We start from the raw sequence: 16122 nt of genomic DNA on the forward strand, positions 1-16122 counted from the left end.
TAGATCCGATATAAGGGGTGTGAGGTTTACCTAAATTTACCTAAATGGAGGTGTTCAAATGACTTATATTTCAAAAGCGTCAAGCCGTGCAGCTTCGCCTTCGTTCACAGCAGGTCGTACAACGGCAGCGGATCGGGAAATTCAGGCTTTAATGAAGCAAAAGAGCAACATTACGGAAAAAATAGCTGAAATCAAAACGAATGAAGAACTTAATGTGAAAGTTAAAGAGGAACGAGTAAAATCACTTACAACAGATTTGCAATTAATCGAATCGCAAATTGCGCAAAAAATGACAGAGAAAAATGAGAAGCTAAAAAATGATGCTTCTTCAAATCGTTCTAACCCCAATTCAAACACCACTAACAACTCCTCAAATGGAACGATGGATGTTGCAGCGACAGCTACGATGAATCGGCTTATCGAAGCTAATACGATATACGACCGCCTAGGCAAACTAAGTAACGTACGTAATAAGTTAGACGTGGAAGTTAAAGATTTAAACAGAGAGGTCAAGATGAATAGGAAGCATCTTGGCGATGAGGGACTTACAGAGTCCGCTTTTGGCAGGAATGAAATGAGGCAAAACGCAGAGCTGACGGTGAATAAGAAGAAGCTGGAGCAAGCGATCGGTATTGAAGGAAGAATTGCCAAACTTGATGGCAAAATGAAAGAAGAAATGAAAGCGATATCTGAAGTTACCGAGAACAAGGAAGCTACGGGAACGAAGGAAACTAAAGAAGCGAAGGGTGATAAAGCTGATAAGGTAGATAACAGCACTGCCGAAGGCAATCCTTCAGACAAGCCTGCACAACAGCAAGAGGCAGGCCGAGTCCATATTGATGTACGTGTGTAACCGTCTGAATCGTATGTAGCACCCTGTATCCGAGTATGTCTCGAGCTTAATCGCTAGTAATCGTGCGCAATAAATTGCAAGTGCTACCCAGCCGCTCTATAATATAAGCAACGCACCATGAATCGAGCGCACTACTGCCTTATATACAAATAGGTCGCATACCTTGTTCGAGGGCGGCCTATTCCTTTTTTACAGGTGGAATACAGCTAGATAAGGAATGAGGACAAGTCTTGAAAACATTTAAAAAGGTATACATTGAAATTACGAGTGTTTGTAATTTGGCGTGCACCTTCTGCCCGCCAACAGAGCGCACGAAAAACTTCATTAAGTTAGATACATTCAACAACATTTTGGACCAGATCAAACCACATACGAATCATATTTATTTGCACGTTAAAGGGGAGCCTTTGCTTCACCCTAAGATCGACGAGCTGTTGGATGCGAGTCATGCTAAGGGCTTTAAAGTGAACATTACGACGAATGGGACACTTATTACAAAAAACAGGCATAAGCTGCTCGGCAAGCCTGCCTTGCGTCAAATGAACTTCTCCCTGCATAGCTTTGACGGACATATCGGGTCCGAGAACCGTGAAAAGTATTTACGCGAAATTCTTGATTTTGTCCGTGACGCAGCTGAGCATAACGTTATTTTTTCGTTCCGACTGTGGAACTTGACACAAGACAATATGACGAATGTCGAGCGGCAGCGAAACCGCGAAACGCTAGAAGTATTGGAGCAGGAATTTAACCTTGATTTTAAAATTGAAGAAAAAGTCGTACCAGGTAGCGGTGTGAAAATTGCTGACCGTGTCTACTTGAACCAAGATCATGAATTCCAGTGGCCTAGTCTGCGAGCTCCAGAAGATGACGGAAAAGGCTTCTGTCATGCGCTGCGCAGTCAAGCTGCCGTACTGGTAGATGGGACGGTTGTGCCGTGCTGTCTCGATGGTGAGGGCGTCATTAATTTGGGTAATGTACACGAAACGTCTTTCTCCGAAATTGTCGAGGGCGAACGAGCGAACAACTTGTTCTACGGATTTTCACGTCGGGAAGCGGTTGAAGAACTGTGCAGAAAATGCGGGTACAGACAAAGATTTGGAGCATAACTGTAATAATCAAGGTATATGTGGTATCAAGATTTTTGGTACTCATATCCTTTTTTTTTTTGCCTCGTTGAACATTTTCGCGTTTGTACCTAACTATTATTTTTTATGTATAAAGTCATAGAATTACTATAAAAAGTAATAGGTGTCTACTATTTCAGTTGTATCGAATATCATAGACTACGAATAGGGGAGCGGAATACAAAAAATGGAGGTAAGCAAAATGAAAAAAGTAACTGTCGGTTTGTTAAGCATGGCTCTTGTGTTTTCAGTAGCAGGTTCTGCATTTGCTGCAAATGCAACAAGCGTTACGGAGAACTCCGAAATCAATAGTGCATGTCCTGATGGCGATTTTGACAACTTGAAAGTCGGGAAAAATTGGCCTATACCTGTTAAAGGGGATTCATACAATTTATGGAGTGATCAAAACATAACTCTTTCAGGTCATAATGTAAAAGCTAAAGAACCAGGCAACGCTGATTTGAAAGTGTATAAAAAAGGAAAATGTATTGCGCGTTATTATTTAACTGCGTATAACTAATTCGATAATAGCGCTCCTCTTTTAGTTGTAAGCGATGTTGCATAAATAAAAAACGCAAACCTTCCTGCAAGTTGAAGGGTTGCGTTTTTTATTTATGCGGAAATGAGCAGAAAATAGGGCTGAACAAAATAATATCAACTAAACGCAGTTGGTAATCCCAGTATTATCCTTCGATTCACCAAACTCATGTGGTATATTTTACAATATACATCCATTTGTCCTTTCTAAAGTAACGGTTGTGTCCCTTTATACGATCCAAGACACCTGCCTACTGTGCAGGTGTTTTTTTACTACATGAGACAGCATGAACTTGCCAAAAGGAGTTGATTTTCATGTCCAGAGAAACCGTTTTGTTAGTAGACGATGAAAAAGAGATTGTCCAGCTTATTGAAATCTATCTAAAAAATGAGGGCTATCGGCTACTCAAAGCTACCAACGGTTTAGAGGCGCTGCAATTGCTCAATAGCAACGTCGTCGATCTCATTATATTAGATGTGATGATGCCCCAAATGGATGGCATTGAAGCGTGTATGAAAATACGCGAGCAAAGCAACACGCCAATTATTATGTTGTCAGCAAAAAGCCAAGATATGGACAAAATAACGGGCTTAAGCATCGGGGCAGACGATTATGTCACGAAGCCGTTTAATCCGTTGGAATTGATGGCGCGAGTCAAATCCCAGTTGCGCAGATATAAGCAGTTCAATACGGCATCCCCACAAGACGATACGGAAATTCAGATTGATGGACTCGTCATTAATATCGCTACTCACTCGGTAACCGTCGATGACGTTTCGGTGAAGCTGACGCCGCGTGAATTTGCTGTGCTCAAGCTGCTAGCTGTGAATTGCGGTATCGTACTCAGCATGGAAAAGATTTATCAGGAAGTATGGAACGAACCTTTTATGGAATCCAAAAATACGGTGATGGTCCATATTCGGAAAATTCGTGAAAAAATAGAAAAAGATAGTCAAAATCCGAGATACATTAAGACGGTATGGGGAATCGGCTACAAGATGGAAGCTTAGGAGACTGGAGATGTGAAGCGAGTGAAAAACAAGTTCATTCATACGATTAGATGGAAGTTTCTGTTCGTTTTCGTTGTGAGTGTGGCGGGTACGGCGTTGTTTATTTTACTCAGCTTTTTATTGGGCAGGTATTTACTTGCGTTCGACCCGATTAACATACCTCTTATTTGGGTCATTAACAACATTGGTTCGGAGCCAACAGCTATTGTTGTAGGTATCATACTGTTTCTAGTTATTTATTATTTGCTAAGTAGGAAGATTATTGGCTACTTAGAGGAAATTATGCTCGGGTTGCATGAGATAAAGCAAGGACAGTTCGATTATACGATTCCGGTTCATTCATCAGACGAGCTAGGTATGATTGCTGTTCAGGCTAATGAGATGGCAGCGGAGCTGAATCGGTATTTGGCGGAAATTACGTACGGCTTGCATGAAATCGCGAAAGGGCGCTTTGAGCATAAGATTCCTGTTAAACTGGCTAATGATTTAGGTATGGTTGCCGACAGCATTAATCATATGAGTGCACAGTTAAGCCGTTCGATTCAAGAGGAACGCAACGCTGAAAAGACGAAGAACGATCTGATCACAGGGGTATCACACGATTTGCGTACGCCATTAACGTCTATTCTCGGATTTCTTGAATTAATTGAAAAGGATCGCTATCAAGATGAAGTAGAGCTACGCTATTACGTTAATATTGCCTACTCCAAAGCGACCAGTTTAAAAAAGCTTATCGACGATTTATTCGAATATACACGAATGAATAACGGTCTTCCCCTGAAGCTAGTTGAATTGGATATGACCGATTTTTTGCGGCAGCTCGTAGAGGAGTTTGTACCTTATATGGAAAATGAAGATATCGTCTGTCGGATCGATGCACCGAATGAAGCGGTTAAGGTGCTAGTAGACGGAGATAGACTCGTTCGTGCCTATGAAAATCTGATGTCCAATGCGATTCGATACGGTCGTAAAGGCAAATATATAGATCTTGTCATCGGTCAGAAAGATAGGGTGGTATTTGTAAAAATGACGAACTACGGCGATCCGATTTCAGATCGAGATTTGCCATACATTTTTGATCGCTTCTATCGGGCGGAGCAGTCCCGTTCCAAGGAGACGGGCGGGACGGGGCTTGGGCTCGCGATTGCTAAGAGCATTATCGAGGTGCATGGTGGAACGATATCTGTGCATAGTGACCATCGGCAGACGACATTTGAGACGAGATTCCCTGTGTCGTGCTGATTCGATCCCATTCGCTCTGACTCGATCTGAGTTGATTAGCCCACTAGCTCACTGAGCCCATATGGCAAGTTCTACATTTTTCTTAACAAACGGAGTTATATCATTATGGAATGATAAGCAATCGTTAAGATTTACTGCAAGAAATCGTTAATATTTTCCGTCTATACTTTTGTGTAATTAGATGATGTGGAGGAAAATGGAATGATGAAATATCGGTTTCGGCGAGCCATAGCTACAATGTTCGCAGGCTTGCTTGTTTTCTTGTTGTTTGCTGGCTGTATGGAGAGCAGTGGGGTATCGGTTGAGCTAAATGGAGCAAAAATTGCTGATACAGCTGGTGTAGAAATGGCAAAGGATGGGCAGCTTATGGTGTCATCATCATTTGCCACTACAGTATTAGGGGTAAAGTTGGAAACCGCTGAGGCAGCGTCAGTACCAGCTTCAATTTTATCCTCATCGCCAGCCCCATCTCCGTCCTACTATTCGGATCAAGTGGCGATTTTAATGTATCATCATCTGGCAGATAAGCCGGAACATGATCATATTTTATCGGTTCATGACTTTGAACAGCATATGAAGTTGTTTAAAGAAGAAGGCTTTAATGTACTCACGATGGATGAGTACGTAAACTACATGACGAAGGGGAGTCCAATCCCAGATAATGCCGTCTTGCTAACATTTGACGACGGTTACGAGAGCTTCTACACACACGCCTTCCCGATTTTGCGCATATATGGCTACACAGCTACGAATTTCATTATTGTATCCGCGATTGATAATCAGACGGGCATTCCTAAATTAACGTGGGATCAAATGCGAGAAATGAAAGCAGCAGGTATGAGCTTTTATAATCACACTTATGAATCTCATTTGTATCGTCCTGTCACGTCAGGCGGGGCAACAAGGCCAATGTTAACTCACCCCTTATTTGTTAAAGATTTAGATAGAAGAGAGACAAAAGAAGAGTATAAAGCGCGTATATGGAAAGATTTATCGACGGCTGAGCGAAGATTGAAAGAAGAACTGAACAATACACAAGGAATTATCGCTTTTCCGTTTGGGGCATATAACGACCACGTCATAGAGACGGTTAAATCCCTCGGGATGGAGCTATCATTTACGGTAACGCCGGGAATGAACGGTCCGAAAGACAAAGTCGCTTTTCGATTCGACGCAGGCAATCAAAAGCAATCTCCCAAGCAGCTCATCAGCTTGCTCAAAGGGGAATCTGGCGGCATTGTAAAGCTTGCCGGAAAGGATGTTTATGTTAAGATTGCGGGCAAGCGAGCTTACTTTATGAAGCAGCAACCGATTGTGAAAAATGAGGAGCTATGGCTCCCGTTGCGTGAGCTGAGCGCGATGTCTGGGCTGCAACTGCAATGGAACAATGCCAGTAAGAAGCTGAAAATAACGACAGCCCGTAAGTAAGCGTTCGATTGTACACGCGTATGTACATACAAATCGAAGACTTAAAAAGTTTGTGGAAAGTCTGTACGAAGCTTGTCAAAAGTTTGTGAAAAAGCACGTTCGGACAATGATGATCCTCGTCGTGGCGACGGCTATTTCTAGCCCGCTATTGCACATCATGATATACTGGGTATGTTTGTACGGTTTGTACGAACTATACTTTGATATCAAATGAGAGCTGATACGAAAGGATTTTACACAGCATGAAATTTATCCGAACGGCAGTATGGTTTATTTATTTTTGGTGTTATTTACTATGCTTAATGCCTAAACTGCGCAAAGCTAAAGCGATGCAACGTGAAGGACGCATCGAGGAAATGGATGCCTATGTGGCGAAGCAGGTTGGAGATTGGGCACGATCGCTCTTGCGAATAGCAGGGGCTAAGGTAAAGGTGAACGGTCTTGAACATATGCCAGACGGTGCAGCTGTATACATTGCCAACCATCAAGGCAATTTTGATATTCCGATTCTGCTTGGCCATCTCGGTGCCCCGAAGGCGATGTTTGCGAAGGCGGAGATCGCGAAGCTGCCATTGATTCGCGATTGGATGAAGCTGTTCCGCTGCATCTTCGTTGACCGCTCGAATGCGCGTCAAGCGATGAACAGCTTGAAGGAAGCGGGCGAAGTCGTGGCAAGCGGCTATTCCGTTGTCGTGTTCCCCGAAGGGACGCGCAGCAAGGGCGACCCAATCGGCGAGTTCAAGAGCGGTGCTTTCCGCATCGCGACGAAGTCAGGCGCACCGATAGTACCTGTACGCATCGACGGTACTTATAAGTTGATGGAGGCTAACGGCTTCTGGATTACGCCAGCCGAGGTTGAGATTACAATCTTGCCGCCCGTTCCGGTCGATGGATTGTCTAAGGAAGAAATCGCAGCCTTGCCGGAACAGGTGAGGACGCTCATCGTTAACGCTTAGTCAACCTAACGGAGTATTTACACACCCATCCACAAGCTATCTAAAAGCCATCCTCACGCAGGATGGCTTTTGTTATAATGGAAATAAGAAATAAATGGATCGCTATAGAGTAACTGGCAGCTAAAAATAATTCATATGGTAAGCAGGTGAGCAAATGTTGAATAAACAGCTTGAAACGAGCCTAAGTAAGTTTATGACGAAGCTGCTTCGTCATACTCCCACAGAGTACGGTCTGACTTTAGATCCGTCAGATGGATCGTGTTTATTGCAAGACGTATTGCGAGTGATTCAAGCGCAACCTAGATGGTCAACGGTTACTCAAGAGCAAGTGGAGCAGGTCGTGAGTCAATCAGACAAGCAGCGCTTTGTTATTGACGGGGAGCGAATTCGTGCGAGATACGGGCATAGTCAACAGAAGGTACAATACGAACCAGGCACCCCTCCACCTATGTTATATCACGGGACGAACACCAATGTAGTAGCTATCATTTTAAAAGAAGGAATCCGCTCCATGCAACGGCAGTATGTCCATTTATCGGAAGGGACTCATTTTGCAACAATGGCTGGGAGCAGACGAGGGGAGCTCGTTCTCTTAACGATCGATACGACTGCTGCACGGGAGTTAGGAGCTGTGTTTTACTATGCAGGTAACGAAGTGTGGTTGGCGGAGTACATTCCTCCTGCCGCGATCAAACCTTTGAACAATCTGCAATAAACCTATAGTATATAAGTGATATATACATCCGAAACTAATAGGAATGTACCTTTTAAAGCGATTTACGGAGGGCAAGGAATGGCGAAGCAAAAATATTATGTCGTCTGGGCTGGAAGACAGCCTGGCATTTATACGAGCTGGGCGGAGTGCCAAGTGCAAATTCATCAGTTCAATCAAGCTAAATATAAGTCTTTTGAATCGAAAGCGGAAGCGGAAAAAGCGTTTAAAGCCGGAGCAAAAGGGTACTGGGGACAGGGCAAGGGTGGAGCATCAAGCTCATCGGCCACTTCCAGTCGCGGATCGAAATCGGCTAGTGGTAGCATCGAACCTGTTGATTATGACAGCATTTCGGTTGATGTTGGCACACGGGGAAATCCGGGTCCAGTTGAATACAAAGGTGTCGATACGCGTACGGGTGAGATTCTTTTTTCACAAGGTCCGATTAGTAAAGGGACGAACAATTTGGGCGAGTTTCTGGCGATTGTTCACGGTTTAGCTTATTTGAAGAAAATAGGCAGCAATAAAACTGTATACAGCGATTCGGAAAATGCGCTCAAATGGGTCAGACAAAAGCAGGTGTCCACGACTTTAGCGCGCGATGCGTCGACAGAGGAGATTTGGAACTTGATTGACCGCGCAGTGTATTGGCTCAACACGAACACGTATGAGAACAAAGTGCTGAAGTGGCAAACGAAGCTCTGGGGCGAAATTAAGGCGGATTATGGCCGCAAATAAGAAGTGAGCCGCGTGTGAAAAAGAGGTGCGGAAGCTTTGCGCAGTATCTTCCTTTTCCAAATTTAGCACGGTATATTGTGGAGATAACTTGTGTACAATGCAAAAGGAGCCGACTGCAATCGACTCCCATGCATACAATAGCCGCTTCAAAGGCGGTGGCTTTTAACTTAAGGGAACGTTATAAAGAATAGGCCGAAACCCTAGCCGTGGGCGGCCTATTTCTTTTTGTTTAGAATAAGAGAAATGATCATCACAACGAGTCCCAGCAGCGCCCATGGTTATACGGACGTTAACTGGATAGCCGCAGCACCAATAAAGCATCAAATTTTCAACTTTGCCCACGAGCCTATTTTTGTTTTGCCTCCACCTGTTCTTTTCCATTTCCATCCTGATGGAAAATTATATACTCTATGCTGATGCTCGACTTCTGCCCATAGCGCTTTATTTTGAACCCAAATGGAAAACACATATCTAGTTAATCCACCTGCTTCAGGCCAAGTAGCATCTAAACGATTTTTGCTTCTGGTAAGTTTAAAGTTTCCACCTGTTGGGATACCCAGAATTTTGGGTTTAGCTTCTATCTCACATTCATGAACGGTGTAGTCGACGGTTACACCATCGTAGACAGTAGCCGTACCTGAATGAATATGTGCTCCTTTACCACCTGTAACTGTGCAATCCTGTGTACCTGGCGAAGTACCACCTTCTGCTCCATCCAACACCTGTAAACCACTGATTTCCTCGGGTAGATAACTCAAGTCTCCATAGTTAGTGCCAGTTCTGTCGCTTTTAATATTCAATAATTGAACTCGATTGGTTGAATCATTATAAGCTCCAACCTTAGCAGTTACAGTGCCTGCTATGTTAGGTAGTGTAGTTCTAATTTTTTTACCTTTCAATTTTTTTAATTCCGGTATCGTTATGAGCAAAATAAAGGTTCCGTCTGGTCTCCAATATCCATAAGAACTATCCATAGCAACAACATCCTTTAAATGGTGTTTTTAAAAACCTCAGAGCAATTGTATTCACCCCATATCTTGTGTGCTACGAAAGTTCAACTTTCCCGCAGTTGCCTATCCGACCCTCTCATCTTAAAATATAGTTTGAAACATAGAGAGGAGAGAACAGATGGATACAGTCACGCATACCCTCTTTGGGTTGACGTTGTACGCTGCGGTAGATAAAAAAGATTTCACTCCGAATCAGAAAAAGGCGCTGCTCCTAACGACCGTCGTAGGCTCCAACATTCCCGATATCGATGTCATTTCAGCTTGGTGGGATACAGCAGGTCGTTATCAGATGTGGCATCGCGGCATTACGCATTCTATATTTTTAGTACCTGTCTGGGCAGCAATTATGTCGCTCTTTAATTGGTTGGTATTCAAAGTGAAGGGTTGGAAACTGCTGGCAATGGGTTTGCTGGCGGTATTTATTCATAATACGAGCGATTTGTTCAATGCTTGGGGAACGGGATATGTAGAACCTTTTGCGACAACACGGGTTACGTTTGGAACGATTCCGATCGTCGATTTCACATTTTGGGCGATTATGCTCGGTGGATTGTTGTTTTCTAAAATTAAAAAACCTACTAACCAGCCACGTGTATATAAAATCGTCTGGGCACTTATGATCAGCCATCTGATCATTCAATCTGTACAGGGGTATGCCTTGCATCAGAAGTACGCCGATCAGTATGACGAGTTTGCACTTGCAGCTGGGTTTGTACCAGGGCAATTTCAGATGATCGGCAAAAAAGGGGACACGGTTACGATTAGTAATGCGAACGTGTTCACAGAACCGAAGCTGACGGTGCAATTAAAGTCGAAAGAGAGTAGTAATCTTGATCGTCTGTTTATGGAAAATCCAAAAGCGAAAACGCTGCATGAATGGTCGCCATTCGTTGTCATTGTAGATAATGATAAGGAGATCGGCATTTACGATCCTCGTTTTTACCGCAATGGTGAATCTTTTTTGTATGAGTCGATTTCAAAATAAATTTAATGCCGTCTTTACTGCGGCCGCTTTCTGATCTTGGATCAGGGAGCGGCTGTTTTATTTATCTCCTTCATGTTCACGAAGTTGAAACAGGAGCCTCTCCTAGAAGACACAAGTTATACACATTACTCAACTATGATGAACTCATTCTAATCATTCGGTCCCCTAACTACTATTCTAGAAAGGAATTACCCTATGCAGCGAATAGCATTACTTGATATCATTCGCGGATTTGCGATTCTAGGTACGCTTGGCACAAATATTTGGATATTCGCGAGCTCAAAAACATTTGTTACCGCGGAGCCCGTTATTCTTGAATCGTTAACGTTGATGCTTGTCGACGGTAAATTTTTGGGGATGCTCACCATTTTGTTCGGCGTAGGCTTGGAAATCAAGTATCGACAAGCACTGCGCAATCAATTGGCATGGCCTTGGATTTATATCTGGTCGTCTTTTATTTTACTGCTTGATGGAGTGTTGCATTACGTGCTGTTGGTCGATTTCGATATATTAAGAGGATACGCGATTACTGCGATGATTGTCTCGTTCTTGGTTAGTCGCAGCGAACGTGTGATCAAATCCGCCATGTGTATTGCATTAACCTATCACATAGGTTCGCTTGTCCTCCTGCCAAGGCTATTTACTAGACAAGACTATGATGATTCTTCGTCATATTACGTATACCCTGACACGTGGTTTGGACAAATGCAGAGCCGATTAGATGCTATCTTCGATCCGACCGCGGAGTGGATTTCGGTTATCCCGATGAGTGTGTTTTTGTTCTTATGCGGCGTGCTGCTCATGCGCCGCGGCGCATTTGTATCAGATGCAAATGGAAGGCGAATTCAAAAAAAGTTACTGATGTGGGGGATTGGAATCGGATTACCGTTGAATGCGATCGCCTATCTTCATAAGTATATGTCGCATACAGTGCTCGATTTGGGAGGATTAGATCGGTATGTATTTGCTCCAATGCTAGCATTCGGCTATATGGGACTTATTGCATGGAGGTGGAGACATCCTCGTATTACTTGGCTCAGTTCTCGTATGATGGAGGTTGGAAAGACCGCGTTAACCTGCTACATCTTGCAAAATTTACTTGCGTCCGTGTTATTTTACAGTTGGGGGCTTGGCTTTGCTACCATCATTGGAGGCAGTTCCGCATTGATTATTAGTTCATGGCTTGGTATATGCGTCATATTAATGCTATTCGCACATTTATGGTTGAAAAAGTTTAAAATAGGCCCGTTCGAACTAACGTTAAAATGGTGGTCAGAATTGCCGCAACGGCGATGGAGCATTTACTCACAGAAAGAAGAAGTTGCTAGGCGATTCGTGGATAAGTAGTAAGCGTGGGTATGAAACGAATAAAAGGCTCGTCCATTTACGGATGAGCCTTTTGCTGTGAAGCCTAAGGTTTCACTTCGATGCTTGTGGTTTGGTCATCCCAAGTTACATTTGGTCTTAGGATAAACCAACCCAGGTTTTCCGAAACGGCACCTGGAGCAAAAAATATCGATGAACCTGTGAAGTTGATATTCTCATACAATGTAACACCGCTTCCTTTGTAAGCAGTTTTAATCGAAGAGATTTCATTGTTCCAGAAGTCGCCAACATACGGTTTGTTCTGGGCTAAGCTAACATCAAATGAAGCTCCCGTATACTTATAAAAATCCCAAAACGTTGCGTGATAGTCTCCTTCTTCAGGAACGACCTCATTATTTTGGGCGGCTAGTATACGATCGATATGTTTGTCTGCATCAGCCTTATGTTCGTAACCAAATACACGGCCGTTCGCTTCAACAACCGTATGGTTAACTTGTGAAGCAACTTGAGTGAATGTAGCTGCCTGTTGTGGTGAATAAGATTGACCTTCAAAAATAATAGGTTTAACTTGATTGTGGGTAACACCAGATGGGTTCTCGTTGTTTTGAGCAAACGCTAAGGAGAAGGATGTAGATAGTGCGAGTACAGAGAAGCAGATACCGACTGTGATTGTTTTGATCATTTTCATCAAATACCACCTGCTTTCAATATTGTATTCATTACAGTTTTTAATATAGCATATAATGATTGGTATTAAAATAAATATTTTATAATTATTTGAATTAATACTTAATTATGGTTAATTTATTTTAGTGAGATACTGGGATTAAATAGGGGTGTGAAACGGAGAAAAGGTTCGAATTATGACAAATGGTGTAATTGAATTGTAAAAAATGTGTAATCATTTATTGCGTGAATATTTCAGGAGTATTATAATACACATAGAACAGGAGTCGGCGGCAACCGACTCCCACATACAATAGCCGCTAACAGACGGTGGCTTTGGGATGATAGTTGTAGAAATAGGCCGGTTCCTTTCCCGAGGGGCGGCCTATTTCTTTTTGTGTTGGACAAGCGCCAAGACAATTGTAACAACTAGCGTCAGCAGCATGACCAGCAGCGAACCGAAGCTAACCATTAACGTCAGAGCATCCTGAATCCCCACAGGCTTCACCCCCCTTTCTGGGAGATTAGCCGACCGCCCGTTAAGCCGTTCTATTGTGAACACTATTATATCACGTTCTAAGTATAGGTGGTAATAATTTTCAGTAATAGATATTTTTAATCATCTTTCGCTAGACTGCTTATTTGTATTTATAAACCCTATTAAGTATGTAATGAAACAATAATGGATGTATATTAAAAAGGTTTTTCTACGGATAAGGAATTTGTTGTGAAAGCTGAAGGGGTAGATGGTAAAGGTGGAGCGTAGGCTGATATGGGGCGAGGCCAAAAGACTTGTGTAGCTGTAGAGTTGTAGAGTGAAGAGTTGTAGGAGTCACCATAACCATAACTAATGTTAATTCGCGGTTATGGTTATGGTGACTAACTTAAGCCCGTGTACGAGGGCTTCTTAATTATAACTATTCGCTAGATTCTTGCTGTTCACGCATCCGCGCCATTTGCTGCCACACAGTTCCGGCTGCCGCTTCACCCGAGCGGATTCGCTCTAATGCCATGCGCGCTTGCAGTGCAACTTCAAATTCCGCGTCATTTACCGCTTCTTCAAGTACAGCTACTGCTTGCTCGTCACCCGCTTCATACAAATAGCGGGCAGCACGCCAACGGACAAGTTTGTTGGCATCGCGCAGTGCGACTATCATCGGCTCAATGGCAGCTGGATCGCCAATGTCAGACAGCGTATCTCCAGCTGTGCGACGCACACTGACAGAGCTGTCCTTGAGCGCATTGAACAACAACGGCATTCCTTCGGGCAATTTAAGTTCGCCTAAGTAAACGACCGCTAAGCGGCGAATTTGGGTCTGCACATCGTCTAATGCTTGGGCGATAAGTGGCAATCGCTCAGGCGTAGGCTCTAGCCGATCGAGCGCTGCATAGCGCATGCGCCAATCCGCGTGCGTAAGTCGCTGAGCCACTTCCTCATCAGACAGCGCTGTGCGTTCTTCGATGAACGGGGCATCTGATTTGGCAGAAGCGATCGCTTGTTTAATCAGGGATTGCACACGCTCCTCGTGATAAGCCGCTTCTAGCTCTTGCTCTACTTCACGGGCAATTTCTTTGAGGTCACCGTAACGTACACCATAATCACTTAGTTTACGGTCTCTAATTAACGTTGCACTTGCGACCTCGGTTACAGCACGCACGAACCGTTCGGACAAGCCGACGCGTTCTTCTTCGCCGCCCGCTTGCACCCGAATTTGCATCGGAATGCCGCGGAAATATTGTACATACACTTGGGCTTCCCCAAAAGAGACCCATGCTTGCAAATCTTCTTCCAGGCCAGCTGGCTGTTCCGTTTGACCGAACAGCTCTCGTACGCCTGCTAATATGTTAGCCCAATCTCCATTCGGTTTACGGTCTAAAGCCATAAAATCTGCCGTATGGAATATGCTCTTCACGCCATCTAGCGCAAGTAACTGCTGAATAAGCTGAGGGGCAGTACGTTCATTGTCGGCCGTATAAGTACGGCGTACGCCGGCAGGAAGCGTCTCATCGAGATGAAGCTTCATGGAATTAGGACTAGGCGTAGGTTCGATAGTAATTAATTTCATGATTACGACCTCCTTTGCTCTCATTGTATCCTAACCGAATGTTTGGAACAATGAAGGAGCGGCAATCAGGATGGATTTTGCCATGGTATGAGATAGTTTGTCCCGCGATGAATAAGCCCATGCTGTTGAAGCTGAAAGTATCCATTTGTTATGATACCTATACGAGAAAATAATGATTTGAATACACACTATTATCGAGGTGGGTCTATGCGGCGTTTGTACGAAAATATGGATCGTGTTGAGACAAAAAAGACGTTGCGTGAACTCCGTCGCTGGCGTGCGGAACGGAAAATACGGATGAAGACGAAAGATTTTTCCTTCGTTGTCCCGAACAAGGCGCCCGAAGTAGAATGGCTGCATGACAATCGTACACAGCTGAGTGTTTCTTGGATAGGTCACTCTACCTTTTTGATCCAAGTAGGTGGATTGAATGTTGTAACGGACCCTGTCTGGGCTACACGTATGGGGCTAGAGAAGCGATTGACCTCCCCAGGTATACCTTTGGCAGAGATGCCGCCGATTGATATTATTTTGATTTCGCATTCCCACTATGACCATCTCCATTTTCGTTCCATTCGCAAGTTAGTAAATCCGAATACACTGCTCATTGTGCCAGAGGGCTTACGTGATAAGATGCAGCGCAAAGTGATTTCCGAGACAAAGGAAATGGCGTGGTGGGATCAGTTGCAGATTGCAAGTCTGCGAGTTACGTGCGTGCCCGCGCAGCATTGGACTCGCCGTACGATTACTGATATGAATCATTCGCATTGGGGCGGGTACGTCATTGAGCGATTAGATACCGAGCGTGAAAATGTAGTGGAGACGATATATTTCGCAGGCGACAGCGGCTATTTCCGTGGGTTTAAGCAGATAGGCGAACGTTTTGACATTGATATTGCGTTGTTGCCTATTGGTGCATATGAGCCGGAGTGGTTTATGAGCTCGCAGCATGTTACGCCTGAGGAAGCGGTGCAGGCTTTTGAGGATGTCGGTGCCACGTATATGATTCCGATGCATTACGGCTCGTTTAAGTTGGCAGATGATTCGCCGCGTGAAGCGTTGGATCGATTGGAGAGCGCTCGTGCTGTGAAAAATATTGCAGTGGAACGTGTAAGGGTGTTGGCGCATGGGGAAACGTGGAAGTTGCCCGAGTGAAACGAGAAGGCGATATGAGTTATGGCTGCAAATGAAGAACGCGCTTGATATGAAAAAAGCCAGCCGGCACACGTTGTGAGTTACAGGCAGTTCACGGACTAGATGATTGATGATCAATTATCTAGTCGTTGATCTGACGGTTATGCTCATTAACGAAGTGCTAGATGGCTTTAGTTGTATATCTAAGTTAACGCTGGTGTATAGCTAGATTGTGATGGCTGCGATTTATAGTGCTTCGCTGCTCTACTTGTATGGTTAGCGGGACAAAGCGGCTAGGCTAATCAGTTTAGAGCGCTTAGGTAGCTCAGTAAGC

Annotated in this window: 16 protein-coding genes; 12 read left to right on the forward strand and 4 right to left on the reverse strand. The window is 44.0% G+C overall.

Features of this window, described 5'->3' with window-relative positions; translation table 11 throughout:
• The first annotated feature begins 58 nt into the window (after window positions 1–58).
• From KIK04_RS14150 to rnhA, 9 genes are all read left to right on the forward strand, one after another.
• A complete protein-coding gene (locus tag KIK04_RS14150; RefSeq protein WP_232274297.1) occupies window positions 59–853 on the forward strand; it encodes a FlxA-like family protein in 795 nt (264 codons plus the stop codon).
• Window positions 854–1083: 230 nt separating this feature from the next.
• Window positions 1084–1959: a radical SAM/SPASM domain-containing protein gene (locus KIK04_RS14155; RefSeq protein WP_232274298.1), complete on the forward strand. Its 876-nt coding sequence runs from the start codon at window positions 1084–1086 to the stop codon at window positions 1957–1959.
• 220 nt (window positions 1960–2179) lie between these two features.
• Window positions 2180–2497, forward strand: coding sequence for a BLB8/JUQZ-1 family protein (locus tag KIK04_RS14160; protein WP_232274299.1), 318 nt, complete (start codon window positions 2180–2182; stop codon window positions 2495–2497).
• 332 nt (window positions 2498–2829) lie between these two features.
• A complete protein-coding gene (locus KIK04_RS14165; protein ID WP_232274300.1) occupies window positions 2830–3525 on the forward strand; it encodes a response regulator transcription factor in 696 nt (231 codons plus the stop codon).
• 21 nt (window positions 3526–3546) lie between these two features.
• Window positions 3547–4767 (forward strand): sensor histidine kinase, encoded by a 1221-nt coding sequence (locus tag KIK04_RS14170; RefSeq protein ID WP_232278737.1) that lies wholly within the window; start codon window positions 3547–3549, stop codon window positions 4765–4767.
• A gap of 201 nt (window positions 4768–4968) precedes the next feature.
• Window positions 4969–6195 carry a polysaccharide deacetylase family protein gene (locus KIK04_RS14175; protein WP_232274301.1) on the forward strand — a complete coding sequence of 409 codons (1227 nt, stop codon included), beginning with the start codon at window positions 4969–4971 and terminating at the stop codon, window positions 6193–6195.
• A 242-nt stretch (window positions 6196–6437) separates the two neighbouring features.
• Window positions 6438–7151: a lysophospholipid acyltransferase family protein gene (locus KIK04_RS14180; RefSeq protein ID WP_232274302.1), complete on the forward strand. Its 714-nt coding sequence runs from the start codon at window positions 6438–6440 to the stop codon at window positions 7149–7151.
• A gap of 154 nt (window positions 7152–7305) precedes the next feature.
• Window positions 7306–7866, forward strand: coding sequence for an RNA 2'-phosphotransferase (locus tag KIK04_RS14185; RefSeq protein ID WP_232274303.1), 561 nt, complete (start codon window positions 7306–7308; stop codon window positions 7864–7866).
• Between the two features lie 78 nt (window positions 7867–7944).
• Window positions 7945–8601, forward strand: a complete 657-nt coding sequence (gene rnhA, locus KIK04_RS14190) for a ribonuclease H (protein ID WP_232274304.1) — start codon at window positions 7945–7947, stop codon at window positions 8599–8601.
• 320 nt (window positions 8602–8921) lie between these two features.
• Here rnhA and KIK04_RS14195 read toward each other — a convergent pair whose 3' ends face one another.
• Complete coding sequence (locus tag KIK04_RS14195; protein ID WP_232274305.1) at window positions 8922–9575, reverse strand: hypothetical protein; 654 nt, start codon at window positions 9573–9575, stop codon at window positions 8922–8924.
• Between the two features lie 154 nt (window positions 9576–9729).
• On the opposite strand from KIK04_RS14195, the gene KIK04_RS14200 reads away from it, so the two are divergent.
• Both KIK04_RS14200 and KIK04_RS14205 read left to right on the forward strand, forming a co-directional pair.
• Complete coding sequence (locus KIK04_RS14200) at window positions 9730–10596, forward strand: metal-dependent hydrolase (RefSeq protein ID WP_232274306.1); 867 nt, start codon at window positions 9730–9732, stop codon at window positions 10594–10596.
• A 195-nt stretch (window positions 10597–10791) separates the two neighbouring features.
• On the forward strand, window positions 10792–11943 hold the full coding sequence (locus KIK04_RS14205) for a DUF418 domain-containing protein (protein ID WP_232274307.1): 1152 nt from the start codon (window positions 10792–10794) through the stop codon (window positions 11941–11943).
• A gap of 64 nt (window positions 11944–12007) precedes the next feature.
• Here KIK04_RS14205 and KIK04_RS14210 read toward each other — a convergent pair whose 3' ends face one another.
• The 3 genes from KIK04_RS14210 to KIK04_RS14220 all read right to left on the reverse strand — a co-directional run bounded on the left by KIK04_RS14210 (window position 12008) and on the right by KIK04_RS14220 (window position 14654).
• Window positions 12008–12610, reverse strand: coding sequence for a peptidase inhibitor family I36 protein (locus tag KIK04_RS14210; RefSeq protein ID WP_232274308.1), 603 nt, complete (start codon window positions 12608–12610; stop codon window positions 12008–12010).
• Between the two features lie 363 nt (window positions 12611–12973).
• Window positions 12974–13060, reverse strand: coding sequence for a putative holin-like toxin (locus tag KIK04_RS14215; RefSeq protein WP_442951173.1), 87 nt, complete (start codon window positions 13058–13060; stop codon window positions 12974–12976).
• A gap of 445 nt (window positions 13061–13505) precedes the next feature.
• Window positions 13506–14654, reverse strand: a complete 1149-nt coding sequence (locus tag KIK04_RS14220) for a virulence factor (RefSeq protein ID WP_232274310.1) — start codon at window positions 14652–14654, stop codon at window positions 13506–13508.
• A 207-nt stretch (window positions 14655–14861) separates the two neighbouring features.
• On the opposite strand from KIK04_RS14220, the gene KIK04_RS14225 reads away from it, so the two are divergent.
• A complete protein-coding gene (locus tag KIK04_RS14225; RefSeq protein WP_232274311.1) occupies window positions 14862–15809 on the forward strand; it encodes an MBL fold metallo-hydrolase in 948 nt (315 codons plus the stop codon).
• Window positions 15810–16122: the final 313 nt, after the last annotated feature.

This window comes from Paenibacillus sp. 481, from assembly GCF_021223605.1.
GTDB lineage: Bacteria > Bacillota > Bacilli > Paenibacillales > Paenibacillaceae > Paenibacillus_B.